The sequence below is a fragment of the Paraburkholderia sp. BR14374 genome (genome assembly GCF_040948685.1).
In the GTDB taxonomy this organism is placed as follows: domain Bacteria; phylum Pseudomonadota; class Gammaproteobacteria; order Burkholderiales; family Burkholderiaceae; genus Paraburkholderia; species Paraburkholderia youngii.
On sequence record NZ_JBFPKF010000005.1, the window covers coordinates 326,561 to 345,518 of the forward strand.

At 63.5% G+C, this 18,958-nt stretch carries 16 protein-coding genes; 7 read left to right on the forward strand and 9 right to left on the reverse strand.

From position 1 onward, the window contains the following. Nucleotides 1-103: 103 nt before the first annotated feature. Both AB3X86_RS14660 and AB3X86_RS14665 read right to left on the reverse strand, forming a co-directional pair. A complete protein-coding gene (locus AB3X86_RS14660; RefSeq protein ID WP_018421598.1) occupies nucleotides 104-292 on the reverse strand; it encodes a hypothetical protein in 189 nt (62 codons plus the stop codon). A gap of 440 nt (nucleotides 293-732) precedes the next feature. Next, on the reverse strand, nucleotides 733-1,302 hold the full coding sequence (locus tag AB3X86_RS14665) for a pseudouridine synthase (protein WP_368596508.1): 570 nt from the start codon (nucleotides 1,300-1,302) through the stop codon (nucleotides 733-735). 261 nt (nucleotides 1,303-1,563) lie between these two features. On the opposite strand from AB3X86_RS14665, the gene icd reads away from it, so the two are divergent. Then, nucleotides 1,564-2,820 (forward strand): NADP-dependent isocitrate dehydrogenase, encoded by a 1,257-nt coding sequence (gene icd / locus AB3X86_RS14670; RefSeq protein ID WP_368596509.1) that lies wholly within the window; start codon nucleotides 1,564-1,566, stop codon nucleotides 2,818-2,820. A 192-nt stretch (nucleotides 2,821-3,012) separates the two neighbouring features. On the opposite strand, the gene cspD is transcribed toward icd, so the two are convergent. Beyond that, nucleotides 3,013-3,219 (reverse strand): cold shock domain-containing protein CspD, encoded by a 207-nt coding sequence (gene cspD / locus AB3X86_RS14675; protein ID WP_176105238.1) that lies wholly within the window; start codon nucleotides 3,217-3,219, stop codon nucleotides 3,013-3,015. Between the two features lie 556 nt (nucleotides 3,220-3,775). On the opposite strand from cspD, the gene clpS reads away from it, so the two are divergent. Both clpS and clpA read left to right on the forward strand, forming a co-directional pair. Further along, a complete protein-coding gene (gene clpS / locus AB3X86_RS14680) occupies nucleotides 3,776-4,090 on the forward strand; it encodes an ATP-dependent Clp protease adapter ClpS (protein ID WP_008919570.1) in 315 nt (104 codons plus the stop codon). Further along, nucleotides 4,087-6,384 carry an ATP-dependent Clp protease ATP-binding subunit ClpA gene (clpA, locus tag AB3X86_RS14685; RefSeq protein ID WP_176105239.1) on the forward strand — a complete coding sequence of 766 codons (2,298 nt, stop codon included), beginning with the start codon at nucleotides 4,087-4,089 and terminating at the stop codon, nucleotides 6,382-6,384. The genes clpS and clpA overlap by 4 nt, the downstream gene beginning before the upstream one ends. 141 nt (nucleotides 6,385-6,525) lie before the next feature. Here clpA and dut read toward each other — a convergent pair whose 3' ends face one another. From dut to AB3X86_RS14715, 6 genes are all read right to left on the reverse strand, one after another. Next, nucleotides 6,526-6,972, reverse strand: a complete 447-nt coding sequence (gene dut, locus AB3X86_RS14690; RefSeq protein WP_176385376.1) for a dUTP diphosphatase — start codon at nucleotides 6,970-6,972, stop codon at nucleotides 6,526-6,528. A gap of 66 nt (nucleotides 6,973-7,038) precedes the next feature. Beyond that, nucleotides 7,039-8,055, reverse strand: coding sequence for an LLM class flavin-dependent oxidoreductase (locus tag AB3X86_RS14695; protein WP_368596510.1), 1,017 nt, complete (start codon nucleotides 8,053-8,055; stop codon nucleotides 7,039-7,041). Nucleotides 8,056-8,136: 81 nt separating this feature from the next. Next, on the reverse strand, nucleotides 8,137-9,354 hold the full coding sequence (gene coaBC, locus AB3X86_RS14700) for a bifunctional phosphopantothenoylcysteine decarboxylase/phosphopantothenate--cysteine ligase CoaBC (RefSeq protein ID WP_368596511.1): 1,218 nt from the start codon (nucleotides 9,352-9,354) through the stop codon (nucleotides 8,137-8,139). A 127-nt stretch (nucleotides 9,355-9,481) separates the two neighbouring features. Continuing rightward, a complete protein-coding gene (lspA, locus tag AB3X86_RS14705) occupies nucleotides 9,482-9,988 on the reverse strand; it encodes a signal peptidase II (protein ID WP_013090301.1) in 507 nt (168 codons plus the stop codon). Beyond that, nucleotides 9,988-12,825 (reverse strand): isoleucine--tRNA ligase, encoded by a 2,838-nt coding sequence (gene ileS, locus AB3X86_RS14710; RefSeq protein WP_368596512.1) that lies wholly within the window; start codon nucleotides 12,823-12,825, stop codon nucleotides 9,988-9,990. The genes lspA and ileS overlap by 1 nt, the downstream gene beginning before the upstream one ends. 164 nt (nucleotides 12,826-12,989) lie before the next feature. Next, a complete protein-coding gene (locus AB3X86_RS14715) occupies nucleotides 12,990-13,985 on the reverse strand; it encodes a bifunctional riboflavin kinase/FAD synthetase (protein WP_368596513.1) in 996 nt (331 codons plus the stop codon). A 138-nt stretch (nucleotides 13,986-14,123) separates the two neighbouring features. Here AB3X86_RS14715 and purN point away from each other — a divergent pair, with 138 nt between their 5' ends. The 4 genes from purN (at nucleotide 14,124) to AB3X86_RS14735 (ending at nucleotide 18,891) form a co-directional block, all read left to right on the forward strand. Beyond that, nucleotides 14,124-14,777: a phosphoribosylglycinamide formyltransferase gene (gene purN / locus AB3X86_RS14720; protein ID WP_176121674.1), complete on the forward strand. Its 654-nt coding sequence runs from the start codon at nucleotides 14,124-14,126 to the stop codon at nucleotides 14,775-14,777. Then, nucleotides 14,774-16,033, forward strand: coding sequence for an RsmB/NOP family class I SAM-dependent RNA methyltransferase (locus AB3X86_RS14725; protein WP_368596514.1), 1,260 nt, complete (start codon nucleotides 14,774-14,776; stop codon nucleotides 16,031-16,033). Before purN ends, AB3X86_RS14725 begins: the two co-directional genes overlap by 4 nt. Before the next feature lie 72 nt (nucleotides 16,034-16,105). Beyond that, nucleotides 16,106-17,494, forward strand: coding sequence for a mechanosensitive ion channel family protein (locus tag AB3X86_RS14730; protein WP_368596515.1), 1,389 nt, complete (start codon nucleotides 16,106-16,108; stop codon nucleotides 17,492-17,494). 200 nt (nucleotides 17,495-17,694) lie between these two features. Continuing rightward, a complete protein-coding gene (locus AB3X86_RS14735; RefSeq protein WP_368596516.1) occupies nucleotides 17,695-18,891 on the forward strand; it encodes a fatty acid desaturase in 1,197 nt (398 codons plus the stop codon). Nucleotides 18,892-18,958 lie beyond the last annotated feature (67 nt).

The window sequence follows — 18,958 nt, forward strand, 5'->3', positions numbered from 1 at the left end:
AGCGTGTCAAAAACAAAAAGGCAGATCGCCTTGCGGTGATCTGCCTTACAACGCCGTAAGAACGGCAATGAAGCTAGTTCTTTACTGCGTTTTTACAAGCAACTTACTCCGAAGCTGCCGAAGCTGCAGCTGCTGCCTTCTTGTGCGACTTCTTGTGAGCGTGCTTGGTGGTCTTCTTTGCCGACGAGGCTGCTGCTGCCGGAGCTGCCGAAGCTGCTTCCGGTGCCGATGCTTGTGCGAATGCTGCCGTTGCGAAAAGGCCAGCGACCAGAGCGGCGATCAGTTTGTTCATTTTGTGAATCCTCAGCTTGAGTTAATTAACCAAATGACCCGGCAAATGTAGAGTCATGACGGTAAACGTGCCATCCACCTTTCGGTTGACAGCCGCATCGAACAAATTTTTCGACGCGTCTGCTAGCGTTCGGACTTTCGTACTCGCCGCGCAAAAACGGCTTATGCAAAGGTCTTTAAGGCTGAATGCCGGATAGCGTCGGCGGCATCTGCGTCGAATAACGCGTGGACTTGTACGGCGGTTGACGTGAATTGCGCGGAAATTTTTGTCGTGATCACACGCGATTGAACTGCATCACGCAGGCTCGCGCGAGCTCATTTGTTTCACGCATTTCGGGCTTGCGTTTCACGCATTGTTTTGTGTGCTGCTACAACGAGGTAGCGTTGATTGTCACGGCCGTGAAACGTGTTTCCAGTGATCACGTGCAGGCTGATTCGCGTTCAGGCGACGCCATCCCACGGCGCGTTCGCTCGCAACGCGATGCTCTCACCGGGTTGTAGTCCGAGTGAAAAAATGTCAAGCGCACCGATGCCGACGCGCACGAGACGCAGCGTCGGAAAACCGACCGCGGCCGTCATGCGACGCACCTGACGGTTCTTGCCTTCTGTGATCGACAGTTCGATCCACGTGGTCGGGATCGCCGCGCGATAGCGGATCGGCGGCGTGCGCGTCCATAGCGAGCCAGACGGTTCGACATAGCTCGCCTGACATGGGCGTGTCACGTAATCGCCGAGATCGACGCCGCGTGCGAGCTGTTTCAACGCGGCGTCGTCGACCGCGCCTTCGACTTGCGCCCAATAGCGTTTGACAAGTTTGTGACGCGGCTCCGCAATGCGCGCCTGCAGCGCGCCGTCGTCGGTGAGCAGCAGCAGGCCTTCGCTATCCGAGTCGAGGCGGCCGGCCGGATAGACACCCGGTACCTTGACCCAGTCTGCAAGCGACGCGCGCGTCTCATGTGGCGAAAATTGACAGATGGTGCCGAACGGCTTGTTGAGGGCGAGAAGGCGCATAGGAGAGCGAGACGGCAGAGCGGTACGGCGCGATGATAATGCATAAATCGGCAGGCAGATTCTTCTATCTTACAGAGGAGCGTGGCGCGGTCGAGGGGGCGTCGATCTTGGAAAACACGGAGAGCGCGGCGGCCGCGTCGTGCCTGGGGCGTGGGCTAGAATAGCGGCCAGGCCGCTCGCGGCGGTTCGGCATTGCGTGGCGAGCGTATCTCTTTCGCAGTCTCCCATCAGCTTTTGCACGGCTTTCACTGGAGTCCGATCATGCCGTATCAGCACATCAAGGTTCCGGCAGGTGGCGATAAGATCACCGTCAACGCCGACTTCTCGCTCAACGTTTCCGACGAGCCGATCATCCCGTACATCGAAGGCGACGGCACCGGTCTGGACATCACGCCGGTCATGCTCAAGGTCGTGGATGCGGCGGTCGAAAAGGCGTACGGCGGCAAGAAGAAAATCCACTGGATGGAAATCTACGCGGGCGAGAAGGCGACCCGGGTGTACGGCCCGGACGTATGGCTGCCGGACGAAACGTTGCAGGCGGTCAAGGAATACATCGTATCGATCAAGGGGCCGCTCACCACGCCGGTCGGCGGCGGCATCCGCTCGCTGAACGTCGCGTTGCGCCAGGAACTGGACCTCTACGTGTGCCTGCGTCCGGTGCAGTATTTCAAGGGCGTGCCGTCGCCGGTGCGTGAGCCCGAGAAGACCAACATGGTGATCTTCCGCGAGAATTCGGAAGACATTTACGCGGGCATCGAATGGCCGGCCGAATCCGAACAGGCGAAGAAGATCATCAGGTTCCTGCGCGAAGAAATGGGCGTGAAGAAGATCCGCTTCCCGGATTCGTCGGGCATCGGCATCAAGCCGGTGTCGCGCGAAGGGACCGAACGTCTGGTGCGCAAGGCGATCCAGTATGCGATCGACAATGAACGCCGCTCGGTGACGCTGGTGCACAAGGGCAACATCATGAAGTACACCGAAGGCGCGTTTCGCGACTACGGCTACGCGCTCGCGCAGAAAGAGTTCAACGCGGAACTGATCGACGACGGTCCGTGGATGAAAGTCAGGAATCCGAAGACGGGCGGCGACGTCGTCGTGAAGGACGTGATCGCCGACGCGTTCCTGCAGCAGATCCTGCTGCGCCCGGCCGAATACGACGTGATCGCCACGCTGAACCTGAACGGCGACTATATCTCCGACGCGCTCGCCGCGCAGGTTGGCGGCATCGGTATCGCGCCGGGCGCGAATATGTCGGATTCGGTTGCGATGTTCGAGGCGACTCACGGCACCGCGCCGAAATACGCGGGCAAGGACTACGTGAATCCCGGCTCGGAAATTCTGTCGGCGGAAATGATGCTGCGCCACTTGGGCTGGTTCGAGGCGGCGGATCTGATAATCAGCTCGATGGAAAAATCGATCCTGCAAAAGCGCGTGACTTACGATTTTGCCCGTCTGATGGAAGGCGCGACCCAGGTGTCGTGTTCCGCATTTGGGCAAGTGATGATCGAAAATATGTAATTGATGCGCCGGGATTATCCGTTTTGCATAAATGCCCCGGCGCCAGCAAACGGCCGGGGTATTTTTATACCCGGGATTTTCGCGCGATTTTCCGGCGGGAAATCCGCTGCAACAGAAAGCCACCGCAAAAAAGAAACCCAGCACGAAGCCGGGTTTCAAAAAGGACGGGTAACGAACCGCCGCAGAGCCGCCTCAGGCAGGAGTCTGAATGTTCGATGCCTGTTTGCCTTTCGGGCCTTGCACAACCTCGAAGGTGACCTTCTGACCTTCCTTCAGGGTTTTGAACCCATTCATCTGGATGGCCGAGAAGTGTGCAAACAGATCCTCACCACCCTCATCAGGCGTGATGAATCCGAAACCTTTGGCGTCGTTGAACCATTTGACCGTACCAGTTGCCATTTCCAACTTCCCCTGTAACTCATGTCACTACCACGAGCCCTCGAAAAGCCACGACTGCGCGAGGCAGTCGTCCCCTCCTCACAAGCTCACCATCGGCATTTTTTCGAAATTATGGCTTAGTGAAAAAAGTGCCAGCTTGATTGTTGGGGCTCTTTATTCGAGTGTCAAGAAAATTTTGAGACGTCGTTGTCGCGTTGCAAACAGGCCGCTTTCCAGGGTTTTTACCGCTTCCGTATGTGCGGTGGCGCAAGCGGCGTGGCTTGAAAAGTCGCATAATCGACTCACATGCTGACTGTGCCCGCGGCGCCGACGCCCAGCGCGGCGAGCGCTCGCAGCCAGTACCGGCAGGTTGTGCGATACTCGATCCGACCGCGGTGCAGCACGCACCGTGCATGACAGGATGGGGGCCGGCACCGCAATCGGCCCGTCGATAACGCGAGAAGCCGGCCGATCATGACAGCGTCGTGACCGCCGGGCGGCAGCGAACGGGCTCATCGGCCGGACGGCCGGGTTTCGACAGGATTGCGGGCCTGTCCTAGTTGTTTAGAATGGGTGTATGGCGATTATCCCGGACAAGCAGGACGGCACCGTACTGGAACGGCAGGAGCAGAAACTCAAGCCGCCGTCCATGTACAAGGTGGTGCTGCTGAATGACGACTTCACGCCGATGGAATTTGTCGTGATGATCGTGCAGGAATATTTCAATAAAGATCGTGAAACCGCAACGCAGGTCATGTTGAAGGTGCATCGCGAGGGCAGGGGAGTTTGTGGGGTCTATACGCGGGACATCGCGTCGACCAAAGTCGAGCAAGTCGTTACCCACGCACGGCAGGCCGGGCATCCGCTGCAGTGTGTGATGGAGGAAGCATGATTGCCCAGGAACTGGAAGTCAGCCTGCATATGGCGTTCATGGAAGCGCGCCAGGCACGGCACGAGTTCATAACGGTCGAACATCTTTTGCTCGCGCTGTTGGATAACCCGACGGCGGCAGAGGTACTGCGCGCATGCGCGGCCAATATCGAGGATCTGCGTCAGAACCTGCGCAACTTCATTCATGACAACACGCCGACCGTGCCGGGCACGGACGACGTCGACACGCAGCCCACGCTCGGTTTCCAGCGTGTGATCCAGCGCGCGATCATGCATGTGCAGTCCACCTCGAACGGCAAGAAGGAAGTGACCGGTGCGAACGTGCTGGTCGCGATCTTCGGCGAGAAGGATTCGCACGCGGTGTACTACCTGCAGCAGCAGGGCGTCACGCGTCTGGACGTGGTCAATTTCATCTCGCACGGCATCGCCAAGACGAGCAGTTCAGACGCCGCGAAAGCGAGCGACGCGAATGCCGAGTCCGACGAAGCCGCCGCGCAGAAGGAAACGCCGCTCGCCCAGTTCACGCAGAACCTAAACCAGATGGCGAAGGACGGCCGCATCGATCCGCTGATCGGGCGCGAGTCGGAAGTCGAGCGTGTGGTGCAGGTGCTGTGCCGCCGGCGCAAGAACAATCCGCTGCTGGTCGGTGAGGCCGGTGTCGGCAAGACCGCGATCGCCGAAGGGCTCGCATGGCGCATCACGCGTGGCGAAGTGCCGGATATCCTCGCGGATGCCCAGGTGTATTCGCTCGACATGGGCGCGTTGCTCGCTGGCACCAAGTATCGCGGCGACTTCGAGCAGCGTCTGAAGACGGTGCTGAAGGAACTGAAGGAGCGTCCGCACGCCATTCTGTTCATCGACGAAATCCATACGCTGATCGGCGCGGGCGCCGCGTCCGGCGGCACGCTGGATGCGTCGAACCTGCTGAAGCCGGCGCTCTCGTCGGGCACGCTGAAGTGCATCGGCGCGACCACCTTCACCGAATATCGCGGCATCTTCGAAAAGGACGCGGCGCTGTCGCGTCGTTTCCAGAAGGTCGACGTGACCGAGCCGACCGTCGAGCAGACGGTGGCGATTCTGCGCGGGCTGAAATCGCGTTTCGAGGAGCACCACGGCGTCAAATATTCGTCGGGTGCGCTGTCGGCGGCGGCTGAGCTGTCGGCGCGCTTCATCACCGATCGTCATTTGCCGGACAAGGCGATCGACGTGATCGACGAAGCGGGCGCGGCGCAGCGCATTCTGCCGAAGTCGAAGCAGAAGAAGACCATCGGCAAGAATGAGATCGAGGAAATCATCTCGAAGATCGCGCGCGTGCCGGCGCAAAGCGTGTCGCAAGACGATCGCAGCAAGCTGCAGACGCTCGACCGCGACCTGAAGAGCGTCGTGTTCGGCCAGGACCCGGCCATCGACGCGCTGTCGGCGGCGATCAAGATGGCGCGAGCGGGCCTCGGCAAGCTCGACAAGCCGATCGGCGCGTTCCTGTTCTCCGGTCCGACCGGTGTCGGCAAGACCGAGGTCGCGAAGCAGCTCGCGTTCACGCTCGGCATCGAGCTGATCCGCTTCGACATGTCGGAGTACATGGAGCGTCACGCGGTGAGCCGGCTGATCGGCGCGCCGCCGGGCTACGTCGGTTTCGACCAGGGCGGCCTGCTGACCGAGGCGATCACGAAGAAGCCGCACTGCGTGCTGCTGCTCGACGAAATCGAGAAGGCGCATCCGGACATCTTCAACGTGCTGCTGCAGGTGATGGACCACGGCACGCTGACGGACAACAACGGCCGCAAGGCGGACTTCCGCAACGTCATCATCATCATGACGACGAACGCGGGCGCCGAGGCGATGGGCAAGGCAGTGATCGGCTTCACGAATCGCCGCGAGGCGGGCGACGAGATGGTCGACATCAAGCGCATGTTCACGCCGGAGTTCCGCAACCGTCTGGACGCGACGATCAGCTTCCGTGCGCTCGATGAGGAAATCATCATGCGCGTGGTCGACAAGTTCCTGATGCAGCTGGAAGATCAGCTGCACGAGAAGAAGGTCGATGCGCTGTTCACCGATGCGCTGCGCAAGCATCTGGCGAAGCACGGTTTCGATCCGTTGATGGGCGCGCGGCCAATGCAGCGCCTGATCCAGGACACAATCCGTCGCGCGCTCGCCGACGAGCTGCTGTTCGGCAAGCTGATGAACGGCGGCCGCGTGACGGTCGACGTCGATGCGGACGACAAGGTGCAGTTGACCTTCGACGAGCATCCGGCGCCGCGTAATCCGAATCCTGAGGCGGTGGAAGTCGAGTGATGTCAGTCAGGCCGGCATTGAGTCAAGCTGGCCAGACGCCAAAAACAGAACGGCGCGGGTTTTATCCCGCGCCGTTTTTTTATGCTCTGATCTTCTGCTCGCGGCACGCGCTGAACGCCGCCGCCGCGTTGCAGCAATCGATCAATGCTTGCCGGTGCTGCCAAACCCGCCCGCGCCGCGCGCGCTTTCCTCGAAGTCATCGACGATGTTGAACCTAGCCTGCACGACCGGGACGATCACCAGTTGCGCGAGGCGTTCCATCGGATTCAGCACGAACGTCGTTTCGCCGCGATTCCACGTCGAAATCATCAGTTGGCCCTGGTAGTCGGAATCGATCAAGCCGACCAGATTGCCGAGCACGATCCCATGCTTGTGGCCCAGACCCGAGCGCGGCAGAATCAGCGCCGCATAGCCGGGGTCGCCGACGTGGATCGCGAGTCCGGTCGGCACCAGCGCGGTTTCGCCGGGTTTCAGCGTCAGCGGTTCGTCGAGGCAGGCGCGCAGATCGAGGCCGGCGCTACCGGTCGTCGCGTAAGCGGGGAGCTGTTCGCGCATGCGCTGATCGAGAATCTTCAGGTCGAGTTTCATTCAGGTTCGATAGTTGGGGGTGGGTTTGGTGGAGGGGCGCACGGCTGACCGGCAAAACCTCTGCGATCAAGCCGCTTGGTTCGAGCCGAGCTGAAATGCGTCGGCGAGCAGTTCGTAGGAGCGCAAGCGCGCGCGATAGCTGCCCGCGACGGTCAGCACCATCAGCTCGTCGGCCTGGAACTGCTGCTGCAAATCCGTGAGCCGCTCGGTCACGCGCTCAGGCGTGCCGATGATGCTGCGCGGTTTTTCGCGGTCGATCACGAGCTGTTCGCGCTCGCCATATTCCTGCGCGATGCCTTGCTCGATCGACGGAATCGGTTCGTTCAGGCCATACGCCATCTGCACGCGACGTAGATCGACGGCTTTTTCGAGGTCCGCGGCTTCTTGCTCGGTATCCGCGCAGATCACGAAGACCGCGGCCGCCAGATACGGCTGCGACGCCTCTTTGCCAGGCTGGAAGCGCTCGCGATACGCCAGAGCGACTTGCTTGCCGAAATGCGCGTTGATGAAATGCGCGAACGAGAAGCGGATGCCGAGCTGCGCCGCGAGCAGACCGCCGAATTCGCTCGAGCCGAGCATCCACAGTTGCGGGCGCGTATCGATCTGCGGCTGCAGCAGCACACCCTGCGCGAGATGATCGTCGGGCAGCGCGCCGTGCATGAGGCCGAGCAGCTCGGCGACCTGCTGCGGAAAAATCTCGCCGCGATTGTAAGCGCCGGCCGCGACCGCCTGCGCGGTGCGCATGTCGCCGCCCGGCGCGCGTCCGACGCCGAGATCGATGCGGTTCGGAAATAGCGCCTCGAGCATCATGAACTGCTCGGCGACTTTGAACGCGCTGTAGTACGGCAGCATGATGCCGCCCGAGCCGATGCGAATGCGTTTGGTCACGCTGCCGAGGCGCGCCAGCATCACTTCAGGGCATGGGTTCGACACGCCCCGCAGGCCGTGGTGCTCGGCGCACCAATAGCGCGTGTAGCCGAGGTCGTCGGCGAGCTGCGCGAGTTCGATGGTCGCGGCGATCGCGTCCGCAACCGAATGGCCGGCGATCACCGGTGTTTGATCGAGCACGGAGAGTAGCGTCATGGCAGTAGTGCTCCAGATGGTTCCGGTCGGCTGGCCGGGCAAAGGCGGTAGGGCCACACGGGCCCAATGCCGCTCGCTCGTTCAGCCAACCGGACTGATGCCGGCCGGCACACGCTTCGCGATTTCCGCGATCAGCGCGCGCGCCAGCGTCTGCTTGTCGGCGCGTGGCAGCTTCGTCGCGCGGCCTGCTTCGAACAGAATCACTTCATTGTCGTCGAGCCCGAACGTTTGCGGCCCCAGATTGCCGATCAGCAGCGGCACGTTCTTGCGCGCGCGCTTTTCCTCGCCGTGGACTTCGAGATTGTCGCTTTCGGCGGCGAAGCCGACCGCGAACGGCGGCTTCGGCAGCCGGGCGACCGCCGCGAGGATGTCCGGATTTTCGACGAATGAAAAGCTCGGCAGCGTGCGCTCGGCGGTCTTCTTGATCTTCTGATCGCTGACGTGGTCGACGCGCCAGTCGGCCACCGCCGCGACGCCGATAAAGATGTCCGCTTGGGCGACCGCGCGCATCACCGCGTCGTGCATCTGCTGCGCGGTCTGCACGTCCTCGCGCAATACGCCCCACGGCGTTTCCAGCGCGACCGGACCAGCCACCAGATGCACGTCGGCGCCGGCCTGCTGCGCGGCGCGCGCGAGCGCGAAGCCCATCTTGCCGCTCGAGCGATTGGTGATGCCGCGCACCGGGTCGAGCGGTTCGAAGGTCGGGCCGGCGGTCAAGAGCACACGGCGGCCGGACAAGATCTTCGGCGCGAAGAACGACGCGATCGCCTCGTAGGTCGCGGCCGCTTCGAGCATGCGGCCATCGCCGATCTCGCCGCAGGCCTGCGGGCCCGAATCGGGGCCGAGCACTTCGACGCCGTCCGCGCGCAATTGCGCGACGTTGCGTTGCGTGGCCGGGTTTTGCCACATTTGCCGGTTCATCGCCGGCACCACGAGCAGCGGGCAGTCGCGCGCGATGCACAGAGTCGACAGCAGATCGTCGGCCATGCCGTGCGCGAGCTTGGCGAGGAAGTCGGTCGACGCCGGCGCGATCACGATCGCATCGGCTTCGCGCGACAGATCGATGTGCGCCATGTTGTTCGGCACGCGAACGTCCCACTGGCTCGTGTAGACCGGCCGGCCCGACAGCGCCTGCATCGTGATGGGGGTGATGAACTGCGTGGCCGCATCGGTCATGACGACCTGCACGGTCGCGCCTGCCTTGGTCAGCAGACGCGTGAGTTCGGCGATCTTGTAGCAGGCTATGCCGCCCGTCATGCCGAGGACGAGATGTTTGCCTGCGAGTTCAGCGGTTGCCAACGAAAGCCTCCGACAAAGCGTGATCGCGAGGCGGCGCGAGGGCGTTGCCCGTCGCCGTCGCCGCGCGTTTCAAACCGGACGTGAGGCGCGGCTCTCGCAACCGCGGCCGTGCCTCGCGTCGGCGACGTTAGCGTGTGCCGCGTACCCGCCGCAGCTCGTCGATCACGAGCAGGATCGCACCGATCGTGATCGCGCTGTCGGCGAGATTGAACGCCGGCCAGTGCCAGCCGCCCACGTGGAAGTCGAGGAAGTCGATCACGTGGCCGTACGCGAGCCGGTCGATCACATTGCCGAGCGCGCCGCCGAGAATCAGCGCGAGCGCCGTGCAGAACATTTTCTGCCCGCTATGCCGCTTGAGCAGGTAGCAGATCACGAGCGCCGCGACCACGCCGAGCGCGGTGAACGCCCAGCGCTGCCAGCCGCCCGCCATCGCCAGGAAGCTGAACGCGGCGCCGCGGTTGAACACGAGAATCAGGTTGAAGAACGGCGTAACCTCGTGCGGCACACCGTAGGCGAACACTTTGCGCACCGCGATTTTCGTCAGCTGGTCGAACAGGATGACGATCAGCGCGATGCCGAGCCAAGGTGCGAGCGAGCCGCTTGCGGTGGACGTTTTCGACATGGTTCTCGCCATTATGCCGCGCTCCTCGTTTCGCCACTGCCGTACAGATTGCTGAAGCAGCGGCCGCACAGCGACGGATGCTCGGCATTCGAGCCGACGTCCGCGCGATAGTGCCAGCAGCGTTCGCACTTCAGGTACTTCGAGGCGATCACTTCGACACCTTCGTCCGCTTCGCTATCGACCTTGACGACGGTTGCCGCCGACGTGATCAGTACGAACTTCAGGTCGTCGCCGAGGCTCGCGAGCGCGTCGTAACGCGCGCCGCTCGCGCGGATTTCGACTTCCGCCTGCAGCGACGAGCCGATCAGGTTCGCGACCCGCGCCTCTTCGAGCGCCTTGGTCACGTCGCCGCGGACCGCGCGCAGCAAGGTCCACTTGTCGAGCAGCGCGCCCGCGTCCGGCACGGCCGGGTACGCGTGGTAAGTCTCGGTGAAGATCGTTTCGCTGTCCGGCTGGAACACCTTCCACGCTTCTTCCGCGGTAAACGACAGGAACGGCGCCATCACGCGCAGCAGGCCGTGTGCGATGTGATAGAGCGCGGTCTGCGCCGAGCGGCGCGCGACCGAATCCGCCGCGGTCGTGTACAGGCGGTCCTTCAGCACGTCGAGGTAGAAGCCGCCCAGGTCTTCCGAGCAGAACGTCTGCAGCTTGGCGACGACCGGGTGGAACTCGTACTTCTCGTAGTGCGCGAGGATGTCGTTCTGCAGGTTCGCAGACAGCGCCACCGCGTAACGGTCGATCTCGAGCCAGTCTTCGACCGGACGCGCATGCTGCGCGAAGTCGAAGTCCGACAGGTTCGCGAGCAGGAAGCGCAGCGTATTGCGGATACGGCGATAGCCTTCCGTCACGCGCTTCAGGATTTCCTCGGAGATCGCGAGCTCGCCCGAGTAGTCGGTCGACGCGATCCACAGGCGGATGATTTCCGCGCCGAGGCGGTTCGCCACTTCATGCGGATCGATGCCGTTGCCGAGCGACTTGCTCATCTTGCGGCCTTCGCCGTCGACGGTGAAGCCGTGGGTGAGCAGCGCGTTGTAGGGCGGGCGGCCATCGAGCATCGACGCGGTCAGCAGCGACGAATGGAACCAGCCGCGGTGCTGGTCCGAGCCTTCGAGGTACAGGTCGGCCGGGAACTGCAGCTCGTCTTTGTGCGAGCCGCGCAGCACGTGCCAGTGCGTGGTGCCCGAGTCGAACCACACGTCGAGCGTGTCGCGGTTCTTTTCGTACAGGTTGGCGTCGTCGCCGATCAGCTCACGCGGATCGAGCGTCTGCCATGCCTCGATGCCTTCTCTCTCGACGCGCTGCGCGACTTGTTCGAGCAACTCCAGCGTGCGCGGATGCAGCTCGCCGGTTTCCTTGTGCACGAAGAACGCCATCGGCACGCCCCACTGGCGCTGGCGCGACAGCGTCCAGTCCGGGCGGTTCGCGATCATGCTGAAGAGGCGCTGCTTGCCCCACGACGGATAGAACGCCGTATTCTCGATGCCTTCGAGCGCGGTCTCGCGCAGCGTCTTGTCGCCGTCGTTCGGCTTCACGTCCATGCCGGCGAACCACTGCGAAGTGGCGCGGTAGATGATCGGCGTCTTGTGGCGCCAGCAGTGCATGTAGCTGTGCGTGTACTTTTCGGTGCGCAGCAGCGCGCCGGCGCCTTGCAGCGCCTCGACGATCTGCGGATTCGCCGCCCAGATCGACAGGCCGCCGAACAGTGCGAGCGATTCGATGTAGCGGCCGTCGCCCATCACCGGGTTGATGATGTCCGAGTCGGCCATGCCGTGCGACTTGCACGACACGAAGTCTTCCACGCCGTACGCGGGCGACGAGTGCACGATGCCGGTGCCGGTTTCGGTCGTCACGTAGTCGCCGAGATAGACCGGCGCAGTGCGCTTGTAGCCCGGGTGCGCGGACGCGAGCGGGTGGTTGAAGCGCAGGTTCACGAGCTTTTCGCCCGGCGTCGTCGCGACGACCGTGCCTTCGAGGCCGTACAGCTTCAGGCACGCCTCGACGCGTTCCTCGGCGAGGATCAGCAGGCCGCGCGGCGTATCGACGAGCGCGTAGACGATTTCCGGGTGCAGGTTCAGCGCCTGGTTGGCGGGAATGGTCCACGGCGTGGTGGTCCAGATTACGATGCCGCCTTCGTTGCGCGGCAGCGCGGCAAGGCCGAACGCCTGCGCGGTCTTCTCCGGTTCGGCGAAGCTGAATAGCACGTCGATGGTCGGATCGGTCTTGTCCTTGTACTCGACTTCCGCTTCAGCGAGCGCCGAGCCGCAGTCGAAACACCAGTTGACCGGCTTAAGGCCGCGGAACACGTAGCCCTTTTCCATGATTTTCGCGAGCGCGCGGATTTCGCCGGCTTCGTTCGCGAAGTTCATCGTCTTGTACGGATTGTCCCAGTCGCCGAGCACGCCCAGGCGGCGGAAGCCGGCCTTCTGCTTCTCGATCTGCTCGGTCGCGTAGGCGCGCGCCTTCTGCATCACTTCGGCCGCCGGCAGCGACTTGCCGAACTGCTTTTCGATCTGGATTTCGATCGGCATGCCGTGGCAGTCCCAGCCCGGCACGTAGACCGCGTCGAAGCCCGCCAGATTGCGCGCCTTGACGATCATGTCCTTCAGGATCTTGTTCACCGCGTGGCCGAGGTGGATGTCGCCGTTCGCATACGGCGGCCCGTCGTGCAGGATGAACTTGGTGCGGCCCTGGGAGGCGGCGCGGATCTTGTCGTACACCTTGCGTTCCTGCCAGTCCTTGACCCATTGCGGCTCGCGCTTGGGCAGGTCGCCGCGCATCGGAAACGGCGTGTCGAGCAGGTTGACCGTGTAGCGGGACTGCGGTTTCGAATCGGCTTTCTTGTTGCTCATGATGTGGGTGGCGGTGAATTCGTTTCTATGCGTAGCGGCGCGCGGATTGCGCGCTGCGCGAGGAGCGGGGCGCGCCCGGCAGGCGGCTCCGCGTGAAACCCGGATGCCCTTCGATGCGCGGCGACGGTTCGTGCGGCGCGGCGCGCCGGCCCGAACCGCGGCGGTTATCTAATTCGGTCGGTGGCCGAGGTGGCGAAACCGGTGGAACGGCTGCCCGGCGTGCCGGCGCCGACCGCGGCGAACCATGCGCGCGCATTGGCGACGTCGCGCGCGATCGCGGCGGTCAGCGTTTCGAGGTCGACGAACTTCTCCTCGTCGCGCAGCTTCTTCAGAAATTCGACGCGCACGAGCTTGCCATACGCGTCGCCGTGCCAATCGAGCAGGTGCACTTCCAGCAGCACGCGGCCGGAATCGTCGACGGTGGGGCGCAGGCCGAGGCTCGCGACGCCCGGCAGCGGGTGCTCGGCGATGCCGTGCACCTGTACGACGAAGATGCCGGCTAGAGCCGGACGCTTGTGCGCGATCGGCAGATTAAGCGTCGGAAAGCCGAGATCGCGGCCGAGCTTCATGCCATGGGTAACGTGGCCGCTGATCAGATAGTCGCGGCCGAGCGCGGCGCGCGCCGAGTCGAGGTCGCCCGCGACCAGCGCCGCGCGCACGCCCGAGCTCGAGATGCGCGCGCCCGACGGATCGGCGACCGTTGCCATCTGTTCGACCTCGAAGCCGTAATGCTTGCCGGCCTCGCGCAGCGACGCGAAATCGCCGGCCCGCTTCGCGCCGTAGCGAAAGTCGTCGCCGATCATGATCCAGCGCGCGTGCAAGCCGTTGACGATGATCCGCTCGACGAACGCATCTGGCGACTGGCTCGCGAACGTGTGATTGAAGTGCTCGACGACGATCCGGTCGACTCCGTTGGTGCGCAGCGCCTCGAGCTTGTCGCGCAGCATCGCGATGCGCGGCGGCGCGCCGGCCGGGTTGAAGAACTCGCGCGGGTGCGGCTCGAAGGTCATCACGCAGACGGGCAGGCCGCGCGCGTTGGCGGCCGCGCGCACGTGCGCGAGCAGAGCCTGGTGGCCGCGGTGGACACCGTCGAAGTTGCCGATGGTCAGCGCGCACGGCGCGCGGCTCTCGGCATTGGGAAGACCGCGGAAGACTCTCACGATAGCGGGTTGCAGCGGTTGCTGCGATTGCAATAGGGACGCGGGCAGGGTGCCGCAAAACAATCGATTATAAACGCTTGGCGCAATAGACGGCTGCGCGGTCGCGGTCGGGCGATTGCCGAATGATAAAATCCGCGCATGAAAAAACTCGTCATCCTGATTTCCGGGCGGGGTAGCAACATGGAAGCCATCGTGCGCGCTTGCGCGAGCGAAGGCTGGCCGGCGCGGGTCGCCGCCGTGATTGCCAACCGTCCCGATGCCGCGGGGCTCGCGTTCGCGGCGTCGCATGGTATCGCCACGGCGGTGGTCGACCACCGCCAGTTTCCGGATCGCGACAGCTTCGACGCGGCGCTCGCCGAGCAGATCGACGCTATCGCGCCGGACCTCGTCGTGCTCGCGGGCTTCATGCGGGTGCTGACCGAGCGCTTCGTCGACCATTACGCCGGGCGCATGCTGAACGTGCACCCGTCGCTGCTGCCGAGTTTTCCGGGCCTGAAGACTCACCAGCAGGCGCTCGACGCCGGCGTGCGGTTCCACGGCGCGTCGGTGCATTTTGTCACATCAAAGCTGGATCACGGACCGATCGTCGTGCAGTCGGCCGTGCCCGTCGAGGCGGGCGATACCGCACAGACGCTCGCCGCACGCGTGCTCGCCACCGAGCACATCATTTATCCACGCGCGGTGCGCTGGTTCGTCGAAGGGCGTCTCGCTCTGGACGGCTCGCGCGTCACGCTTACGCCGTCGGAGCCGCAATGGCTCTTTGCCGGTTACACCGCCGGAGAGGGCGCATGAGATTGCATGGTTTCCTGATTGGACAAACTGAAACGCTGCTGGCCGAAGTACTGCGGCTGAACGGCCCCGCGGACGCCACCACGAGCCGCTTCTTCCGCGCGCATCCGAAGCTCGGCCACGCCGAGCGCGGTGTGATCGCCGAGGCGGTGTTCGCCGTGCTGCGCCGCCGGATGGAGTTCGCGCATCTGGCCGAAAGCGGCACCGGCAGCCCAGCGCGCCGCATGGCCCTGCTGGGCCTGATGCAAACGGCCGGACGTTCGGCGTTGAAGCCGTTCGTCAGCGAGGCCGAGGCGACGTGGCTCGAACACGTGTCGAAGATCGACCCGGAAAGCCTGCCGCTGCGGATTCGCCTGAATCTGCCCGACTGGATCTGCCAGGCTTTGAGCACGCGTTTCGAGGGTCCCGAACTCGCGCAGCTGGCCGCCGCGCTGAACTACCCGGCGCCGCTGGATGTGCGCGCGAATCCGATCAAGGCGAGCCGCGACGACGTGCTGGGCGCGCTGTCGAAGGCCGGCATCGAGGCGGGCGCGACGCCGTTCGCGCCGCTCGGCGTGCGCGTGGTCGGCAAGCCGGCATTGACGAAGCTCGACGCGTTCCAGCAGGGCTGGCTCGAAGTGCAGGACGAGGGCAGCCAGCTGCTGTGCTCGCTGGTCGCGCCGCGGCGCGGCGAGATGATCGTCGATTTCTGCGCGGGCGCGGGCGGCAAGACGCTTGCGCTCGGCGCGGCGATGCGCTCGACCGGCCGACTCTACGCGTTCGACATCTCCGAGCGTCGTCTCGCGAAGCTGAAGCCACGGCTCGCGAGGAGCGGCCTGTCGAACGTGAATCCGGTACTGATCGACAGCGAACACGACGCGAAGATCAAGCGTCTGGCTGGCAAGATCGACCGCGTGCTCGTCGATGCGCCGTGCAGCGGCCTCGGCACGCTGCGCCGCAATCCGGATCTGAAGTGGCGCCAGTCGCCGGAGTCGATCGCCGAGCTGGCGCCGAAGCAGGCGTCGATTCTCGCGAGCGCGGCGCGTCTCGTGAAGAAGGGCGGGCGGCTCGTCTATGCCACGTGCTCGATTCTCGACGCGGAAAACGAGGCGGTCGTGCAGCAGTTCCTCGCCGACCACACTGATTTCGCGCTGGTGCCCGTGCGCGACGTGCTCGCCGAGCAGCGCATCGAGCTGGAGATGGGCGACTACCTGTCGCTGTGGCCGCACCGCCACGCGACCGACGGCTTCTTCGCCGCCGTGCTCGAGCGCCAGAGCTAGGCAACCGGCTGCAGGCCGGCGCGCGCGGATTGGCCGATGAATCCGCACGTGCCGGCGATTTCGGCGACATCCATGCACACGACTTTTCCCCACATGTTCAGCGATATCGCGCGCGACTTCGGTCAGCCCGTGATGCTGTGGCAGGTCGCGATCCTGCTCGGGACACTGCTCGTCGCGTGGCTGCTCGCGCGGACGCTGCGCCGCCGGATCAAGCGGTCGCAAGCGCCGCGCTACGAGAGCCTGCGCTTCGGCATGGAAAGTCTGGATCGAGCGGCTTTTCCGCTGATCGGCGCGGCGCTCGTGTGGCTCGCGCGGGCGATCGCCGGCCAGTTCATGGACACCGCGCTGCTCGATCTGGCGCTGGTGCCGCTCGTCGGCATCGGGCTGATCTACATCGTGTTCTTCTTCGCGCGGCGGGTGTTCAACCGCGAAGGGGGCGAGCATCCGTGGCTGTTTCTGGTCGAGAAAATCGTGTCGGTGGTCGTTTGGGTCGGCATGGTGCTCACGCTGTTGGGCATTCAGAACGCCGTCATCGCATGGATGGACAGCGTGAGCTTCCGCGTCGGCAATGCGCATATGACGTTGCTGTCGCTGATCACTGGGCTGCTGTGGGTCGCGGTCACGATGATCGTCGCGATGTGGCTCGGCTCCTCGTTCGAAGACCGCCTGATGCGCTCGAAGACGCTCGACGCGAATCTGAAGGTGGTGGTCGCGCGCGTCGGCCGCGCGGCCTTCGTGCTCGCGGCGATCTTGATCAGCCTGTCGATCGTCGGCATCGACATCACGGTGCTCGGTGTGTTCGGGGGCGCGCTCGGCGTCGGGCTCGGCTTCGGCATGCAGAAGATCGCGAGCAACTACGTGTCGGGCTTCATCATCCTGCTCGACCGCTCGTTGCGGATCGGCGACGCGATCAACGTGGGCGGCCTGCAGGGCCGCGTCACGCAGATCCGCACGCGCTATACCGTCGTGCGCGGACTCGACGGTATCGAAACGCTGATTCCGAACGAGAAATTGATCACCGACGTCGTACAAAACCAGTCGTCGTTTCTGACTCGTGGCCACGCGAGGGTGCCCGTGCAGATCGCCTACACATCCGACGTCGAGCACGCGATGACGCTGCTCGCCCTGGCCGCGGCCGACGTGCCGCGGGTGCTGAGCGAGCCGGCGCCGACGCCGTTTCTGGTCGGTTTCGGCCCGGACGGCGTCAATCTCGAGTTGGGCTTCTGGATCGAAGACGCGGCGAGCGGCACACGTGGCGTGCTCTCGGCGGTCAACCGCAACATCTGGCGTCTCTTTTCCGAGCACGGCATCAGGATTCCGCTTGCGCAACGCGAGGTGCGCATCGTCGGTCGGGCAGGCGGCGCAATGCCGCAGCCGGCAGCAATGACCGATGCGGTGCCCGACACCGCGACCGGTTCAGCGCTCGGGCCCGCCGACGGGGCCGCCAACGGCGATCGTTAGACCCAGCTTTTGGCCGTCGCAAGTGATGCGCCAGTGCCGAGGCAATCGCTATCGGCTTGATAGCGCACAAAAAATCCCTATTTGTTACAAACACTTGGAACGCTTCCAGTAGAATAACGTCCTATCCCGCTGTATGCTTTCACTTTCATGACACACGCGCCGCGTGTGCTTCGTATCTCTCGTTCTGCAGGTAACTTACCTTGTTGAATTCTTTGCTTGATTTCCTTGCCCACGGACTGCTGCATTTCTCGTGGTGGCAACTCGTCGTGTACACGCTGATCGTGACGCACATCACGATTATCGGCGTGACCGTCTATCTGCATCGCTGCCAGGCGCATCGCGCGCTGGATCTGCACCCGATCGCGAGCCATTTTTTCCGTTTCTGGCTGTGGATGACCACCGGCATGCTGACCGGCCAGTGGGCGGCGATTCACCGTAAGCATCACGCGAAGTGCGAAACCGAAGAAGATCCGCACAGCCCGCAGACACGCGGCATCTGGAAAGTGCTGCTCGAAGGCGCCGAACTCTATCGCACCGAAGCGAAAAACGAAGAAACGATGCGCAAGTTCAGTCACGGTACGCCGAATGACTGGCTCGAGCGCAACGTCTACACGAAATACCCGATTCTCGGCGTGAGCCTGATGATGGTGATCAACGTCGCGCTGTTCGGCGTCGTCGGTCTGACCATCTGGGCCGTGCAGATGGTGTGGATTCCTTTCTGGGCCGCGGGCGTGGTCAACGGTCTTGCGCACTTCTGGGGCTATCGCAACTTCAATTCGTCGGATGCGAGCACCAACATTTTCCCGTGGGGCATCATCATCGGTGGCGAGGAACTGCATAACAATCACCACACGTATGCGACGTCCGCGAAGCTGTCGAACAAGTGGTACGAGTTCGACATCGGCTGGATGTACATCCGCATCATGCAGGCGTTTCGTCTGGCCAAGGTGAAGAAGATCGCGCCGACGCCGCGCCTGACCACCGGCAAGCTCGTGCTTGATCAGGACACGCTGCAGGCTGTGCTCGCGAACCGCTACGAAGTGATGGAGCGTTACGCGAAGGCGATCAAGCGCGCGTACCGTCAGGAGCTCGCGCATCTGAAGGAAGTCGGCGCGCGCGAGAAGTATCAGGTGATGCGCGGTGCGCGTAGCTGGTTCCACAAGGAAGAGGCGGGCCTTAATGAGCCGCAGAAGCTCCAGCTGCCGCAGATTTTTGCGAGCAGCCAGAAGCTGAAGACCTACATCGATATGCGCAACGAACTGGCGGCGATGTGGGAGCGCTCCAACGCGTCGCGCGAGCAATTGCTGGCGCAATTGCAGGACTGGTGCCATCGCGCCGAGCAGAGCGGCATCAAGGCGCTGCAAGACTTCGCGATGCGACTGCGTCGATATGCCTGAAATCTATTAAAATTTCAGGACGTCACAAAACCCCGCGTTGGCGGGGTTTTGCGTTTTTGGGCCGTGG